The sequence below is a fragment of the Bradyrhizobium sp. WBAH42 genome, from assembly GCF_024585265.1.
GTDB lineage: Bacteria > Pseudomonadota > Alphaproteobacteria > Rhizobiales > Xanthobacteraceae > Bradyrhizobium.
In genome coordinates this window covers 3,705,051-3,719,781 of record NZ_CP036533.1, presented here as the reverse complement: position 1 = coordinate 3,719,781, position 14,731 = coordinate 3,705,051, and the positions used below count along the sequence as shown (strand labels likewise).

13 protein-coding genes are annotated in these 14,731 nt (G+C 62.4%); 7 read left to right on the top strand and 6 right to left on the bottom strand.

Annotation, left to right across the window (positions count from 1 at the left end; translation table 11 throughout):
* Position 1 precedes the first annotated feature (1 nt).
* Positions 2 to 697, bottom strand: coding sequence for a hypothetical protein (locus DCG74_RS17295; RefSeq protein ID WP_172784160.1), 696 nt, complete (start codon positions 695 to 697; stop codon positions 2 to 4).
* The gene (locus DCG74_RS17290) at positions 694 to 1,263 is read right to left on the bottom strand and encodes a sigma-70 family RNA polymerase sigma factor (protein ID WP_036006024.1); all 570 of its coding nucleotides are present in this window, start codon (positions 1,261 to 1,263) and stop codon (positions 694 to 696) included. Before DCG74_RS17290 ends, DCG74_RS17295 begins: the two co-directional genes overlap by 4 nt.
* 438 nt (positions 1,264 to 1,701) lie before the next feature.
* On the opposite strand from DCG74_RS17290, the gene DCG74_RS17285 reads away from it, so the two are divergent.
* Both DCG74_RS17285 and DCG74_RS17280 read left to right on the top strand, forming a co-directional pair.
* On the top strand, positions 1,702 to 2,859 hold the full coding sequence (locus tag DCG74_RS17285; protein WP_172784159.1) for a GGDEF domain-containing protein: 1,158 nt from the start codon (positions 1,702 to 1,704) through the stop codon (positions 2,857 to 2,859).
* A gap of 63 nt (positions 2,860 to 2,922) precedes the next feature.
* Entirely contained in the window at positions 2,923 to 4,023 is a 1,101-nt protein-coding gene (locus tag DCG74_RS17280; protein ID WP_172784158.1) for a DUF2336 domain-containing protein, read from the top strand.
* A gap of 11 nt (positions 4,024 to 4,034) precedes the next feature.
* On the opposite strand, the gene DCG74_RS17275 is transcribed toward DCG74_RS17280, so the two are convergent.
* Both DCG74_RS17275 and DCG74_RS17270 read right to left on the bottom strand, forming a co-directional pair.
* A complete protein-coding gene (locus tag DCG74_RS17275; protein WP_172784157.1) occupies positions 4,035 to 4,673 on the bottom strand; it encodes an NrsF family protein in 639 nt (212 codons plus the stop codon).
* A gap of 3 nt (positions 4,674 to 4,676) precedes the next feature.
* A complete protein-coding gene (locus DCG74_RS17270) occupies positions 4,677 to 5,222 on the bottom strand; it encodes a sigma-70 family RNA polymerase sigma factor (RefSeq protein WP_172784156.1) in 546 nt (181 codons plus the stop codon).
* 291 nt (positions 5,223 to 5,513) lie between these two features.
* Here DCG74_RS17270 and DCG74_RS17265 point away from each other — a divergent pair, with 291 nt between their 5' ends.
* The 5 genes from DCG74_RS17265 to DCG74_RS17245 all read left to right on the top strand — a co-directional run bounded on the left by DCG74_RS17265 (position 5,514) and on the right by DCG74_RS17245 (position 10,271).
* On the top strand, positions 5,514 to 6,170 hold the full coding sequence (locus DCG74_RS17265; RefSeq protein ID WP_172784155.1) for a hypothetical protein: 657 nt from the start codon (positions 5,514 to 5,516) through the stop codon (positions 6,168 to 6,170).
* A gap of 105 nt (positions 6,171 to 6,275) precedes the next feature.
* The gene (locus tag DCG74_RS17260) at positions 6,276 to 7,055 is read left to right on the top strand and encodes an enoyl-CoA hydratase (RefSeq protein ID WP_172784154.1); all 780 of its coding nucleotides are present in this window, start codon (positions 6,276 to 6,278) and stop codon (positions 7,053 to 7,055) included.
* 187 nt (positions 7,056 to 7,242) lie between these two features.
* A complete protein-coding gene (locus DCG74_RS17255) occupies positions 7,243 to 8,673 on the top strand; it encodes a TolC family outer membrane protein (RefSeq protein WP_172784153.1) in 1,431 nt (476 codons plus the stop codon).
* A gap of 26 nt (positions 8,674 to 8,699) precedes the next feature.
* On the top strand, positions 8,700 to 9,257 hold the full coding sequence (locus tag DCG74_RS17250; RefSeq protein ID WP_172784152.1) for a hypothetical protein: 558 nt from the start codon (positions 8,700 to 8,702) through the stop codon (positions 9,255 to 9,257).
* A gap of 51 nt (positions 9,258 to 9,308) precedes the next feature.
* Complete coding sequence (locus DCG74_RS17245; protein WP_172784151.1) at positions 9,309 to 10,271, top strand: amidohydrolase family protein; 963 nt, start codon at positions 9,309 to 9,311, stop codon at positions 10,269 to 10,271.
* 69 nt (positions 10,272 to 10,340) lie between these two features.
* On the opposite strand, the gene DCG74_RS17240 is transcribed toward DCG74_RS17245, so the two are convergent.
* Positions 10,341 to 14,249, bottom strand: a complete 3,909-nt coding sequence (locus DCG74_RS17240; protein ID WP_172784150.1) for an NB-ARC domain-containing protein — start codon at positions 14,247 to 14,249, stop codon at positions 10,341 to 10,343.
* Entirely contained in the window at positions 14,237 to 14,593 is a 357-nt protein-coding gene (locus tag DCG74_RS17235) for a CU044_2847 family protein (protein ID WP_172784149.1), read from the bottom strand. The genes DCG74_RS17240 and DCG74_RS17235 overlap by 13 nt, the downstream gene beginning before the upstream one ends.
* Positions 14,594 to 14,731: the final 138 nt, after the last annotated feature.

Sequence of the window (14,731 nt, the reverse complement as noted above, 5' to 3'; positions counted from 1 at the left end):
ACTACGGCGCCGCGACGGCGAGGTTGACGAACTTCTCGCGCTGCATCCTGCCGAGCAGCGAAGCGAGCTCGTCCTGGCTCATCGCCTTGTCGAACTGGAGGCGGAACATGCCGCCCTTGGCATCGCCGATGATCGAAGCCTGGTAGCTGTCGAGCAGCGCGGTGATGTCGGCGACGCGCGCCTCGGGCGTGAAGCGCACCAGCGCACGCGCCGGTGCGGCCGCGCTGCCAAGCTCGCGTGTGATCGGCGCACTGGTCGAGAGCGAGGCGGTCTGGAAGGTCGCCGGCTGCTTCTTCATCAGCACGGCGCCGATGATGCCGGCCTGCAGCACGAGCGCGACGGCGCCGAGGCTCGCCGACCAGGCCAGCGTGCGCGGCGACAGGCTCGCGAAGAAGGTCGAGATGCGCGCCGACAGCGGCAGCGAGCCGCTCGCCCGGGCCGGCTCGGCGTCGATCGCAGCGAACAGCTTCTGCATCGCGCGCGCCGACGGCGCCCCCAAGCTCTCGTTCAGGTGGATGGTCTCTTCGTACTCGGCGCGGATCGCTGCATATTGCCTGGCGAGCTCGGGATCGCGCCCCAGCGCTTCCTCGACACGGCGCGCATCGCGCGCGTTCAGCGTGCCGGCAGCGTGCCAGGGCAGCAGCAGTTCAATTTCACTGGGCTCTTGCTCCAGCATCTTCTTGCTCAAAGCCATCATGGCCAGCCTCGCTCAACGCCGGCTGCCTTCAGCAGTTCGGCCAGTTTCTTGCGCGCATAGAACAAGCGCGTCTTCACAGTGTTCTCCGGTATCCCGACGATTTCGGCCACCTCTTCCACGGACTTCTCGTGGTAGTAGACGAGATCGACGATTTCCCGGTGATCCGGCGAAAGGCCCGTCAGACACTCCCGCAACGCCTCACTGGTATCCTTCTTCTGCACCACCGTTTCCGGATCGTCGGACGTATCCTCGATCGCGTTGGCGGCGTCTTCGTCCAGCTCGAAATCCTTCCTGCGCCGGAGCGCAGACAGGGCCTTGAATCGGGTGATTGCCAGCAGCCAGGTGGAAACGGCGGATCGGCCCTCGAACTTGCCGGCTTGACGCCAGACGTCGAGAAACACCTCGCTGATGAGGTCTTCCGCCGCCTGCTCGTCCCGCACGAGCCTCAGTCCGAACCTGTAAACCCTGACATGGTGCCGCCCGTACAGCACCTGCATGGCAAGCCGGTCACCTTGAGCGATCCTGGCGATCAGGATCTCGTCCGAAGCCGCCTGTGTCGCGCTCAATGGCCGTCTCGCAAAGTTGGTCGAGTCGATGCGGCGGACGGTTCGACGTGGGGGGCAAAATTGTTCAACCTACCGCACTCATACGGGGGCCTGTGTGAGCTACCCCACATACAGGCTTTTTTCTCGTCCCACCCGCGGTGGTCAGCGTCGCAAGTCCGAATCGGTACCATAATACTGCGAATTTCCCTGCGGAATGCCCTGTCCGGGGTACAGGCGGCCCGGCCTCACCGGTTCCATAGCAGCCCTGCACCACCTTTGTCGCGCCAAGCCCTGCTTCGGCTCGACCGCAGCGCACACGATACCTGATCGCCGGTAAAAATCTCACACTGGCTTATCGCCTTGTTCCGCGCTGCACGGTTCGGATTCGATTTCAAAGGATACCAAACCTAAAGGCTTGCCACGTAGGTTTTTACGCTGACATCCACCATTGGCGGGACCATGAGCACGGCCGCGACGTCCTTTCCGGAGAGGAATGCCGCAGAGGTCGCGGATCTCGTCCTCGCGTCCGAGACGACAGCTCCCGAGGTCAGGGCACGCCGGGCCCGGCAGCGCCGCCAGATGTATATCGGCCAGGTCGCAAGCTACTCGCTGGGCGCCTCGGTCCTGCTGCTCTACGCCTATGACGGGACGATCTCCATCGGCGTTCCGTCGCTGTTCTGGCTCGGCGGCCTCCTGATCATCGGGACGTTCACGGTGCTGTCGGAAGCCGGTTTCGGCAACCGCTTCGAGGATCATTACCTCACCGTCTATCAGATCTCGGCGCATATGGCGCTGCAACTGGTGTTCCTGCTCGCGGTGCCGACGGTCGGGGTCGCGTTCCTCGCCGTGTTGTTTCTGATCTTCGCGTTCGGCACGCTGCGCATGACGTCGAGCCAGGCAATGGTCACCTGGGGCCTTGCCACCTGCGGGCTCACCTTGGTTTTCCTCGGATCGGATCTGCCGATCGGACTGCCGGTCGCGACCCGGCTGCAGCGAACCGCCTCGATGCTCTGCTTCGTGCTGGTGATCGGCCAGTGCGCCTTCCTCGGCCTGTTCGGCGCCACGCTGCGCAAGATCCTGTACCGGCGCAGCATCGAATTGAAGGCCGCCTATCGCCGCATCGAGGAACTGGCCGAGCTCGACGAGCTCACCGGCTCGTACAACCGCCGCTGCATCATGCGGCTTCTCGACGCCGAGATCGAAAACTCGCGGCAGGCATCCACGCCTTGCGCGATCGCCCTGATCGATCTCGACTGGTTCAAGCGCATCAACGACGCTTACGGCCACCCCATTGGCGACGAGGTGCTGCGCACCTTCGCGATCACCATTTTCGCCAACACCCGGCCGACCGACAGTTTCGGCCGCTACGGCGGCGAGGAATTTCTGCTGCTGCTGCCGGACACGTCGGGCGACGTCGCGCGCCGCGTGCTCGAGCGCCTGCGCGGCATCGTCGCCGATCTGGACTGGAGCGCATTCTCTCCGGGCATGCGGGTGACCATTTCCGCGGGCGTCGTGACGCTGCGCGACGCCGATACTGCCGACACGTTTCTCGCGCGCGCCGACAGCGCGCTCTATTCCGCCAAGGCGCAAGGGCGCAACTGCATTGCAACGAGCTGACCGACCCATTTTCCTCCGGTGCGACAGAAGCCGCCGCCGGCCCGAACGCTCCAGGACAGGGCAATGAGATCCAATTCCGCAAGACCATCCGAAAACCTGATCGAGGAATTGCAGGCTGCCCTCTCGCACGGCACCGTCGCGCGCCGGGTGGAGACGCTGCGCCGCGTCACCGACCTCTTCGTGGGCAACGCGGTCGACTATTCCGACGACCACATCCGCGTGTTCGACGACGTGTTCCAGTGCCTGGTCGAGCAGATCGAGACGTCGGCCAGGGCGCTGCTCGCCGAACGGCTCGCACCGATCGCGGCTGCGCCCCCGCAGATCATCCGCACGCTCGCGCTCGACGAGATCATCGAGGTCTCCGGCCCCGTGCTGTCGAAGTCGGAACGACTGGACGAGGCGACACTGATCGAGATCGCGCGCACCAGGGGCCAGGCGCATCTCAAGGCGATCTCGCTGCGGCGAACGCTGTCGGAGGCCCTGACCGACGTGCTGGTGGCGCGGGGCGACGAGGACGTGGTGCAGTCGACCGTCGGCAATCCGGGCGCGCAATTATCCGAGGAGAGTCTCGCCGACCTCGTCGTCCGCGCCGAGCGCGACGACGACCTCGCCGGCTGCATCGGCCTGCGGCCTGACCTGCCGCGCCATCACTATCTGAGGCTGGTCGCCAAGGCATCCTCGAGTGTGCACAGGAAGCTCGCGGCCGCACATCCTGAGCTCGCGGACGAGGTGTCGAGAGCCGTCGAGGAAGCGGCCCAACGGGTTCGCGCCGTTGCCAGGACGAAGCAGACAGACATGGCTCGCGCGCTGGTGAAGTCGCTGCACGAGGACGGCCGTCTCACCGAGCTCCAGATCACGACTTTCGCCGAACAAGGCAAGTTCGACGAGACCAATGCCGGGCTCGCGGCGCTCGCGGGCGTTGCGGTCGAGACCGCCGAGACCATGATGATCGAAAGCCGTACCGAGGGCGTGATGATCCTCGCCAAGGTCGCGGGCATGCAATGGCCGAGCGTGCGCGCGATCATCGCCATGCGCGAGAAGCTCTCCGGCGGGTCGCAGACCGACATGCTGAAGCTGCGCGACACCTACGAGAGCCTGCGCGCATCGACCGCACAACAGGTCCTGCGCTTCCACCGCATGCAGAATGCGACGACGGTGGCCTGAAGCAGGCGCGGCTAGTACCGCAACACCCTCGATCCCACCGCCGCGCCGATCGCCGTCACCAGCGCGGTCGCGAGCGTGTACCAGGTCGCGACGAACAGCGGGGAATCGTCGGTGCAGTGCGAGGCATAGAGGGTCGCCGCAAGTCCGGCCGACACCAGCCCGGCGAGCGCTCCGGCGAGCGCGGGGCGGGACGGCGCGCCGTGGCGCAGGCCGAACAGCGCCCCCGCAAGCAGCGGCAGCGACATCGCGGGGATCGCGACCAGGCACACCCTGGAGTTCTTGCCCATCAGGCGCATCGTCATCGGCATGGCTGGCGCCATCATCGCCTCACTGCCGATCGCCACCGCAAGCAGCCCGACGGGAAGCAGCAGCAGCCAGCCCCAGCCGCGCAGCAGGGCTTCGGGACGCGACAAATGCAGGCTGACGATGATGGCGGGGATTGCGAGCGACAGGGTCACCGCGAACTTCATGTCGAAGAACGGATTGCGCATGGCGCTCATCACGTCGGCGCGCATACCGAGGAACGTCGCGAAGATCAGGATCGACAAGGGCGCGGCCACCAGCAGCGCCATGGTCAGCACGGCGCCGACCCGTGGGGCGCGGTGCGCGTTGTCGACCGCAAGCGAGCGAATGAGTTGATCGGTGTCCATGGATCAATGGTCCCGCAGTTTGGCCGTCAGCGCCGCAAGTCCGCGATGCAGCGCGACCCGGACGGCGCCCTCGCTCATCGACAACTTTGTCGCCGTATCCTTGATCGAGGCGGCCTCGACCGCGATCGACTGCAGCACGTCGCGCTGACGCTGCGGCAGGGTTCCGAGCTGGGCGGCGACCTCGCCGGCCGAAGCGGTCTCCTGCGGCGCTTCGCCCGGCAGCGTCTCGGCGAAATCGTCGATGTTGACGAACACGCGCCTGCCGCGCCGGCGGAGCGCATCGATCAGCTTGTTGCGGCCGATCGCAAACAGCCAGGGTGCGAAAGGCGCTTCGCTGTCCCAGGTATGCCGCTTCAGATGCACCGCCAACAGAATCTCCTGCACGATATCCTCGGCCTGGTCGGGGGGCTGACCTGCCCGCGCCAGGCCACGCCTCGCGGCGGCCCGCAGCACCGGCGTGACTGCCTTCAACAGGCGATGATACGCGGCATCATCGCCGGCCATGGCCGACCGCATCAGGCCGGTCCATTCGTCCTCACGTCCGCGCACCCGCGCCCCTCACCATGCAATTCGGCCGCTCTTTCAATTTGTTACGCGGGCACCGAACATATCACGAATTCGTGATCAAGATCCGGGGCGCGCGACCGATGCGGCCGCAAACATCTGCGACGGCTCATAACACCGATCGCTGCGTCCCGCATCGGGCGGGTGGCTGCGGGAGGGGGTTTGCCGCGTTTTTGGCGGGTGTAGCCCGAAGATTCCCATTTTTTGCCGCGCTGTCGTCACGCCCCGGGGTCTCTGTTCGCTACCGGGACGGGCGGAATTGGGGAGATCGTCGACATGATGAAAACCAGCGCGCGCGCGGCCCTGATCGGTTTGGCCGGGCTTGTCTTGCTGTCCGGAGGCGTCGCACAGGCGGCGCCGAACTCGGCCGCCGGCAACAAATCGGAGAGTGTGGACAAAGGGGCCGATACGCCCAAGCCCCGGCGCCATGACTCGCGCCGCACCGACAGCAAGAAGACGGTGCAGAAATCCGAGGACAAGGCCGACAAGAAGGACGCGGCGGCCAAGGCCGACGAGGCCAGGAACGACAAGACCGACAGTCAGGTGCCGGCCGCGAGCCAGATGCCCCCGGGGGTCGCCAACGCCAATGCGCAGCTCGCCGCTGAGACGCCGGCTGCCGCAGCCGTCTCCGCGATGACGAACCGCGCCAACGACAACGTCCAGGCAGCCGCCGATAATACCAACGCTGAGAACCCGGAAAACCAGGTCGTCGCGCCCGATCAGCTCAACGACATCGATCGCGCCCTGCAGGAGAACCCGCCGCCGCAGAAGACGGTGATCGCGGCGACCGAGGCGCAGCCACGGCCGGCGCCGGTGATGGCCAGCGCCCAGCAGAGCTCGGCCTGGGACCAGAGCTCCCTGATCGGCAAGATCTTCATCGGCGTCGGCACATTGCTGACCCTGGCCTCCGCCGCGCGCATGTTCATGGCCTGATTGGCTGTTCCGCGGGACGCACGCCGCGCGTCCCGCGTCCGGCCCCCTTGAAGGCATCCGCGCCAGCGGGCACATTGCCCACTCAATCAAAAGCGTGGGTGGAGCATGAGCACGTTCGAACACATCATCGTCGAGAGCATCGGTGCGGTCGGCATCGTCAAGCTGAACCGGCCAAAGATGCTCAACGCGCTCTCGTTCGGCGTCTTCCGCGAGATCGCCGCGGCGGTCGACGATCTCGAGGCCGATGACGCCATCGGCTGCATCGTCGTGACCGGCAACGAGAAGGCCTTTGCCGCCGGCGCCGACATCAAGGAGATGCAGCCCAAGGGCTTCATCGACATGTTCTCCGAGGATTTCGCCGCGATCGGCGGCGACCGCATCGCGCGCTGCCGCAAGCCGACCATCGCCGCGGTCGCGGGCTACGCGCTCGGCGGCGGCTGCGAGCTCGCCATGATGTGCGATTTCATCATCGCCGCCGACACCGCGAAGTTCGGCCAGCCCGAGATCACGCTCGGCACCATTCCAGGTATCGGCGGTACCCAGCGGCTGACACGCGCGATCGGCAAGTCCAAGGCCATGGACCTCTGCCTCACCGGCCGGATGATGGACGCGGCGGAAGCCGAGCGCTCCGGCCTCGTCAGCCGCATCGTACCCGCCGACAAGCTGATGGACGAGGTCATGGCGGCCGCCGAGAAGATCGCCGCGATGTCGCGCCCCGCGGCCGCGATGGCCAAGGAAGCGGTGAACCGCGCCTTCGAGACCACGCTCTCCGAAGGCATGAGCGTCGAGCGCAACCTGTTCCATTCGACCTTCGCGCTCGAGGACCGCTCGGAGGGCATGGCGGCATTCATCGAGAAGCGCAAGCCGATGAACAAGAACCGGTAGCGCACAAACCGGTCAGGCTGGTGTAAGGCACTGGCGCTTTGCCGCATGCATCCTGTGACGCGCCTGCAACAAGCACGGAATACATGGGGGTTTCCCCCGCGGCAGTTTGCCTGCGGGACCTCGGCTGGCTAAACAGTTAAGAGGCCATCGTCGGCGGGGGCGGACAGCCGGGGTTAAGCAGGAATACATGATTGGGCGTACCGCCAGAGCTGGTCGCGGAGGGACGCGACGTCGATCGGGCGCGGGTCCTGTGCTTGCGACATGGACCACGCTGGCGCTCTCTTGCGCCCTGCCCGCGACGGCATCGGCCGAAGCCCTCCCGGAAGCATTGGCAAAAGCCTACCAGACCAATCCGCAGCTCAATGCCGAGCGCGCGCGCCAGCGCGCCACCGACGAGAACGTGCCGCAGGCGCTCGCCGGCTACCGGCCGCAGATCGTGGCGAGCCTCAGCGCCGGGCTGCAATCGGTCCGCAATCTGTTGCCCGACAACACCATCCAGACCGGCAATCTGAAGCCCTGGATCATCGGCGTCACCGTGACGCAGAGCCTGTTCAACGGCTTCCGCACCGCCAACGGCGTGCGGGCCGCCGAGCTCCAGGTGCAGTCGGGCCGCGAAGCGCTGCGCAATGTCGGCCAGGGCGTGCTGCTCGATGCGGTCACGGCCTACACCAACGTTCTCGCCAACCAGTCGCTGGTCGAGGCGCAGCGCTCCAACGTCGCCTTCCTGCGCGAGACGCTCGCCGTCACCCAGCGCCGCCTCAATGCCGGCGACGTCACGCCGACCGACACCGCGCAGGCCGAAGCCCGCCTCAATCGTGGCCTTGCCGATCTCAACGCGGCCGAGGTCGCGCTTGCGGTCAGCCAGGCCACCTATGCGCAAGTGATCGGCAATGCGCCCTCGCAGCTCAGGCCTGCCGAGGCCGTCGATCGTTATCTGCCGAAGAGTCGCGAGGACGCCATGACGATGGCGATCCGCCAGCATCCGGCGGTGATGGCCGCCAGTTTCGACGTCGATGTCGCCTCCACCAACATCCGCATCGCCGAAGGCACGCTGCTGCCGAGCGCGACCATCCAGGGCAGCGCCAGCAAGAGCCGCAACAACGACCCGACGCTCGGCACCTTCGCCGAGGACCAGGCCTCGATCGTCGCCAACGTCACCGCGCCGATCTACGACGGCGGCCAGGCCGCGGCGCAGACCCGGCAGGCCAAGGAGATCACGGCGCAGAGCCGCCTCGTGCTCGACCAGGTGCGCAACCAGGCGCGCACGGCGGCGGTCAGCGCCTGGGTCGCCAATGAAGGCGCCAAGATCACGGTCTCGGCCTCCGAATCCGAGGTGAAGGCGGCGACCGTCGCGCTGCAGGGCGTGCAGCGCGAGGCCGCAGGCGGCCAGCGCACGACGGTGGACGTTCTGAACTCGCAGGCCGATCTGATCCAGGCCAAGGCCCGCCTGATCGGCGCGCAACGCGACCGCGTGATCGCCTCCTACACGCTGCTCAGCGCCATCGGCCATCTCGACGTCAAGACGCTGAACCTGAACACGCCGGATTACCTGCCCGAGGTGCACTACCACCAGGTCCGCGACGCCTGGCACGGCCTGCGCACGCCGTCGGGGCAGTAGCTTTCAAATCTCTCTGGTGGATGCCGATGAAAAGCCGCCGCATCCATCTGATGGGAGCCTCGGGCTCCGGCGTGACCACGATCGGTCGCGCGCTCGCGGACCAGCTGGCGCTGCCGCATCACGACAGCGACGATTATTTCTGGCTGCCGACCGTGCCGCCCTATCAGACGACCCGCCCGGCCGCCGACCGCCTGCGCCTGATGCGCGAGATGTTCTTGCCGCGCCTCGACTGGGCGCTGAGCGGATCCGTCACCGGCTGGGGTGAGGAGCTCGTTTCGTACTTCGACCTGGTCGTCTTCGTGACCGCGCCGCGCGAGATCCGGATGAAGCGGTTGCGCGCCCGCGAGGCCGCCCATTTCGGCGCTGATGCCGTCGCGCCAGGCGGCTGGCGCCATGGCGAAACCGAAGACTTCGTCGAATGGGCCTCCCATTACGAAGCCGGCGATCGCGAAGGCCGCAGTCTCGCCAAGCATGAAGCGTGGCTCTCGGGCCTGCCCTGCCCGGTCGTGCGCGTGGACGGCTCACGTCCGCTTGCTGGTCTCGTCGAGCAGCTATGCAGCGAAGCGGAGCGGTTGCCCGGCTGATGTGATATTCTCCTTCCACCCGCCTACAAAAAAATAACCGGGAGAGAAACCATGCTCAGCCGACGCAGCGTCCTGCTTGCCTCCCTTGCGGCCGGAGTAGCCATGACCAGCAAAGCCCATGCCCGCGCGGCGCAGCCCGCGACGCCGATCAATTTCGACGTCCCGGCGCATGCCTGCGACTGCCATACCCACATTCATGGCGATGTCGAAAAGTTTCCGTTCTTCGCCGGACGCGTCTATACGCCGGAGCCGGCTTCGCCGGAAGAAATGGCCGCACTGCACAAGGCGCTGCATATCGAGCGCGTGGTGATCGTGACGCCGAGCGTCTACGGCACCGACAATTCCTCCACGCTGTTCGGCATGAAGGCGCGCGGCGCGACCGCGCGCGGCGTCGCCGTGATCGACGACAAGACGCCGGAGAGCGCGCTCGATACGATGCACCAGGACGGCTTCCGCGGCATCCGCCTCAATCTGGCGACCGGCGGCGTCAACGATCCCAATGTCGGCCGGCCGCGCTTCACCGCCGCCGTCGAGCGCATGAAGGCGCGCGGCTGGCACGTGCAGCTCTACACCACGCTGGCCATGATCTCGGCGATCAAGGACCTCGTCGAGACGGCGCCGGTGCCGGTCGTATTCGACCATTTCGGCGGCCTCGAGGCTTCGCTCGGGCTGGAGCAGCCGGGCTTCTCCGATCTCGTCGCGCTGGTGAAGTCCGGCAAGGCCCATGTGAAGATCTCCGGTGCCTATCGCTCGTCGAAGCTCGCGCCCGACTATCAGGACATGGTGCCCTATGCCCGCGCGCTGATCGCAGCCAATGCCGACCGCATCGTTTGGGGCACCGACTGGCCGCATCCGGATTCGAGCCGCGTCGAGGGACGCAAGCCCACCGACATCGCGCCGCTCTATCAGATCGACGACGGCCGCCTGCTCAACCAGCTTCCGGTGTGGGCGCCGGATGCCGAGGTGCGCAAGAAGATCCTGGTCGACAATCCGGCGCGGCTCTACGGGTTCTGATCCCTGCTAGCCCAGAAGCCTGGAATCTCGGCTATTCTGGATGACGGGAGAAGCTAGACAGCCCCGCAACTACCGCCACCACCTATAACAATCGTGGATGGCGTACGAAGTCTCTAGCGCCACATCCTCATAGCCCCGCAATGCAAGCTCTCGGACATAGGGAACCACATCGCTATACAGGGCAGATCTTGAATCGGTGGTAATTAATTGCTTGAGTTTCTTCGACAGCTCGGCAGCGAGTTCTGTATCGCTGAGCATACTTCCGAAATACTCGTCGGGCGCATTTTCGATCTTCGTGGTTGCACGTCTAAAGGGCTCACTCGCGTCCAGCGAGCGGAGCTTGATCTTCGTGCACGCTCTAATTTGTTCGTCCGACAGCACAATACCAGGAACGCCGCTGAGAATAGGTGCGACCGCGACCAAGCTTGCGCCATTGGGCGCCAAGCTGGCTACACGTACGAATGCCTGAAAGACCGGCTCATCGTCGGTTATACTTCGAGCAGACTCGATAGCAATCTCCAAGAAGCGTGCCGACACACTGGATGGCAATTTCACGAATGTAACCACGTCAACAACTGCCCTGACCGTCTCTGCCTTCTGCAAGATTGACCGAAGAACGCCAGTCAAATTATCAACCGCGGCCTCGTCCCAAGCGCCGCCCCGACAAGTACGAGCACAGCCAAGGACGAAGAGACCGATTGGATCGCCGACTTCTCTCGCCGCGAGATAGGTGGATTCTGCTTCAACATCCTCAAGCTCATCAAAGATGCGGACCACAACAGCCGTCACTGCCGTACTGTAGGGCAACCTTATCAGCAGCTTAGCCAAACGACGCTGCTCTTCATAATTCATCCTAGAAAAATGTCGCTCGCAAATTTCTAGAATCGCGCCAGAATTCGCTCTCACCGCCCCCTTTTCCAATTCAACGATTGAACTTGAAAAGATATCTCGACGGAGCTGTTCGTGCCCAAACGACGATACCCATTGCAACTGGTCTGCCATCGGAGCGAACGGCCCCAATTGACGAATCGAACGAACGACCTGGTCCTTGCCAAGCAGAGCCAAAAATACGTATATGTCTGATCTAAACCTTTCGTACCTCCGCGCAAATTGGCCGACCAGATCATCAAGTCTACCGTCGTCACAATTTGCTACGCAGAGAATCATCACTCGCGCGAGCTCGCTAAGCGAGGAGCGCAACTCTCCAATTTGCCCAACCTCCAATGTGTCCAATCGAGCCGAAGCCGCTTGGAATTTAGCGAACGTCTGATCAAAGAGAGCGGTGATCCGCTCGCGAGGCAAGAGGCTAACTAAAGATGCCACACCCTCGTCTGCTAACCGCTCCAGAACCGTAGAAATATTTGATCGAAACTTGCCTAGAGATGTCACAGCACGATGAATGCCGGAAACTGTTTGGCTCTTCCAAAGGTAGTTGAAAAGCAACTCAGAAAGAAGCCGCACGTATCGCTCGGCGAAAATATACACTCGGCTCGTTTCGCCTGCCTCCAACTCAGCTACCAACCGGGATAGCAAGAACTCCACCACACGATCAAACACGACCGGTCGCACATTTATATCATACACGAGCGCTTCTACGGCGTAGTCGACCAGCTCCCTATCGTCGAGGGACCTCAAGGGCAATTGGCTTGTCGGGCCGCACAACTCGCCGATTACCCTCCTGGTCGTTTCCTTTTTCTGCCCGTCAAACAGAAAAAGAGCTGCAGCAAGCGCCGATAGGACGTTAGATGCATCAGCTCTATGAAAAAGCTGAGACAGACGAGCGAGAGCTAGTGCAAGCGCCTGAGAATTGTAAGGCTCCGGCAACTCATTGGCAAAGTCTACCAACTCGTAAGGATCCAAAGATCGACCGACCGCATAAACCGCCTGCCCCGGGGACCACACGCCATGTCGAAGGAGAAGGCGAACCAGTCGCTTAGATATTCTTGCGTTTTGATTTATGACGGACGCTGTCACGAACGCGGCTCGAATAATATAACCCAAGCTACTGACCGCCTCTTGCGTTAACGTCGCGCTCCGATCGGTCATGACTTTTGCAAAAGTCGACTCAGCCAGAGACCACGCAAGATCAACGTCGGACAAGAATTGGTGCGGCCACCCGCAACGCTCCTGGCTGACGAGCCATCCGTTTTTCACGGTGACCGCATCAGACGAAAATTCATCTTCTTCGAGAAGATCGAATACAGAGGGAAGATCTCCCGATTCAATCAAGTGAAAGACCAGATGCCTTGAAAGGTAACTATCTTTGCCTAACCTTGACCACGGCTCCTGCCCTTTACGTTGCTTAATTTGGCTTGCAACAAAGGTTTGCGCGTTACCACGGAAGGGGTTCTGCTGGTCGCCCCTGCTGGCCCCGTCAAGCAGCTCTAGCCGACATTTATCTCTTATCAGATCGTGCATCCGATAGACACGCTCACCCGCTTCAGTCTGGGCGGCCATTAAGAGCGATTTCGCCGCAAGAAAAGAAAGAAGTTTGGTTGCGTCGAAGAGCGTGTCGCCCGTCAAAATAGAAGTTACACCCGGCGTAATCAGGCCTTGCGAACGCAATAATCCCAGCAGCAACAGCGCCCGACGACTTTGAGGCTGCAGGGCAGCGAAACTCAGCGTAAGCGTCGCCTCTAGGCTAAGCTTTCGATTTCCATCATAGGCCGCATCGATCGTCAACGCCCTCAGCCTGCCAATCTCGGTCCTCAACTCATTGATTAGAAGATGGGCGGAGATTCCGTCGGTCAGATGTACGGAGATTATCTCCAGCGCGAGCGGAAGGCCTTCAACCAATTGTGCCAATGTCTCGGTTTGCTCACCATTCATCGCTGCTGCCGCATCGGACGAAAGCCTCGCGCGCAGAAGCGCTTGCGCTTCATCCAGAGAGAGCACCCCTACGTCAAAAATTCTCGCCGAGGCCGCGACTCCTACGTATTTGTCGCGAGTAGTTATGACTATCCGACAATTGAGCCCTGCCACGAGAAAAGGTCTCACGTCTTCGAACGCCCAGACGTCGTCTAGAACGAGAAGAAAGCGCGCCTTGCTCAATAAAATGCGCAGCTGCGCGGAAGCCAGCGCAATCGATGCATATTGAGACGTTGTTCTCTCCAACGGCATCAGGATTTCGTGGAGGCACGACAAGACATCTGGCGATTGACCAAGCGTCGTCCACAACACTCCATCCGGAAACCGCGATCTTACCTCTGAGTCCCACGCTAGCGTTTGGGCCAACGAAGTCTTGCCTACTCCGCCAAGCCCCTTCAGACACACAACGCGGTTGGCTTCCTCGAAGAGCGATTGTCTCAATTCCCTCTGTATCTCAGTACGCCCTATGAATTCAGCCGGAGCTGAAGGAGCTTGATTTGTGCCGCTAAATTTTCCTCTCTCACCTGATTTGAGTCTTTGAGACAGAAGGTCAGACACGGCATTGAGGGGGATGACGTAACTCTTACCACCGTCCGTCTCTCGGGCTTGAGCAATCCCGACAACTTCACCATCAACTATCGCGGGTCCACCACTCAACCCTTTGCTAATATGAGTATGCAGAACCCAGGTATTCAGCATGCCTTCGTATGAACGCAGCTTCATTCTCGGAAATTCAAGTGGACCGACGGCGCTTGGATATCCAGCGATTGTCACTTCCACCCTATTGTCGATTACATCTCGATTTGATCGACAGAACAGTGGCGCAACCAATCGATCAAGATCGTCGGCCACTTCTAAGAGAGCGACATCCCTATCTGCACTTCTTAAGATGTTAACTATTTTTTGCCGGCCTGTCCAAGCTGGACCGGAAGCGTACAACTCGCCGCTTTGGCCCTCAACGACGTGTCGACATGTCAACAATTGCGTCTCGCTGACGAGAAACGCCGACCCGAGGTAAGTACCAAACCTACTTGAATCGTTGTGGTCCGCAGCGAACAGCCGAACCACTGCGGCTCGCCAGCCGCCATCTAGGTTTCTCAGCGCTTCCATTCCAGTTGAAGCTTCAAAGTCGCGTTAGCCTCGCCTGACAGCAGGACCGGAATAGGGGAGGTCTTGCCTTTAAAGCCGACATTGAGTTCCAATTTCCAACTACTCGGAGCCGAGTCCGTTAAGGCAGAATGGATCTTCGCGATCACGTCGCGCAGCCCCTCCTGCAGAGAACTCATGGCCTCAAACGCATCTCCCGCTGCCGAGGTTAGCTCCGATCCCTCAGGTTGATCAGATAGCGGCGAACGCGGCTCGGATCTCGCCACCCAGTTGTCCGCCTCGGAATCTTCCACTTCGACGTAAAACTGCGCCCCATTCGAGGCGCTCAGCGGGACAATGGTCTTCATGAATTAGCCCTACCAATAAAGAGAGACGCAATCGACGCCGACCACCACGGCTCAACCAACCGTTGTAGTTTTTTACCAGTTTTCTGGACTGGTAAAGTCAAATAGTAGAGCAGCAATCAAAAATTGTGCCTCTCCTCG

Coding starts and splice junctions, on each gene's coding strand:
- DCG74_RS17240 (WP_172784150.1), bottom strand. CDS start 14,249: ATGGAAGCGCTGAGAAACCTAGATGGCGGCTGGCGAGCCGCAGTGGTT.
- DCG74_RS17245 (WP_172784151.1), top strand. CDS start 9,309: ATGCTCAGCCGACGCAGCGTCCTGCTTGCCTCCCTTGCGGCCGGAGTA.
- DCG74_RS17250 (WP_172784152.1), top strand. CDS start 8,700: ATGAAAAGCCGCCGCATCCATCTGATGGGAGCCTCGGGCTCCGGCGTG.
- DCG74_RS17235 (WP_172784149.1), bottom strand. CDS start 14,593: ATGAAGACCATTGTCCCGCTGAGCGCCTCGAATGGGGCGCAGTTTTAC.
- DCG74_RS17260 (WP_172784154.1), top strand. CDS start 6,276: ATGAGCACGTTCGAACACATCATCGTCGAGAGCATCGGTGCGGTCGGC.
- DCG74_RS17285 (WP_172784159.1), top strand. CDS start 1,702: ATGAGCACGGCCGCGACGTCCTTTCCGGAGAGGAATGCCGCAGAGGTC.
- DCG74_RS17255 (WP_172784153.1), top strand. CDS start 7,243: ATGATTGGGCGTACCGCCAGAGCTGGTCGCGGAGGGACGCGACGTCGA.
- DCG74_RS17280 (WP_172784158.1), top strand. CDS start 2,923: ATGAGATCCAATTCCGCAAGACCATCCGAAAACCTGATCGAGGAATTG.
- DCG74_RS17275 (WP_172784157.1), bottom strand. CDS start 4,673: ATGGACACCGATCAACTCATTCGCTCGCTTGCGGTCGACAACGCGCAC.
- DCG74_RS17265 (WP_172784155.1), top strand. CDS start 5,514: ATGATGAAAACCAGCGCGCGCGCGGCCCTGATCGGTTTGGCCGGGCTT.
- DCG74_RS17295 (WP_172784160.1), bottom strand. CDS start 697: ATGATGGCTTTGAGCAAGAAGATGCTGGAGCAAGAGCCCAGTGAAATT.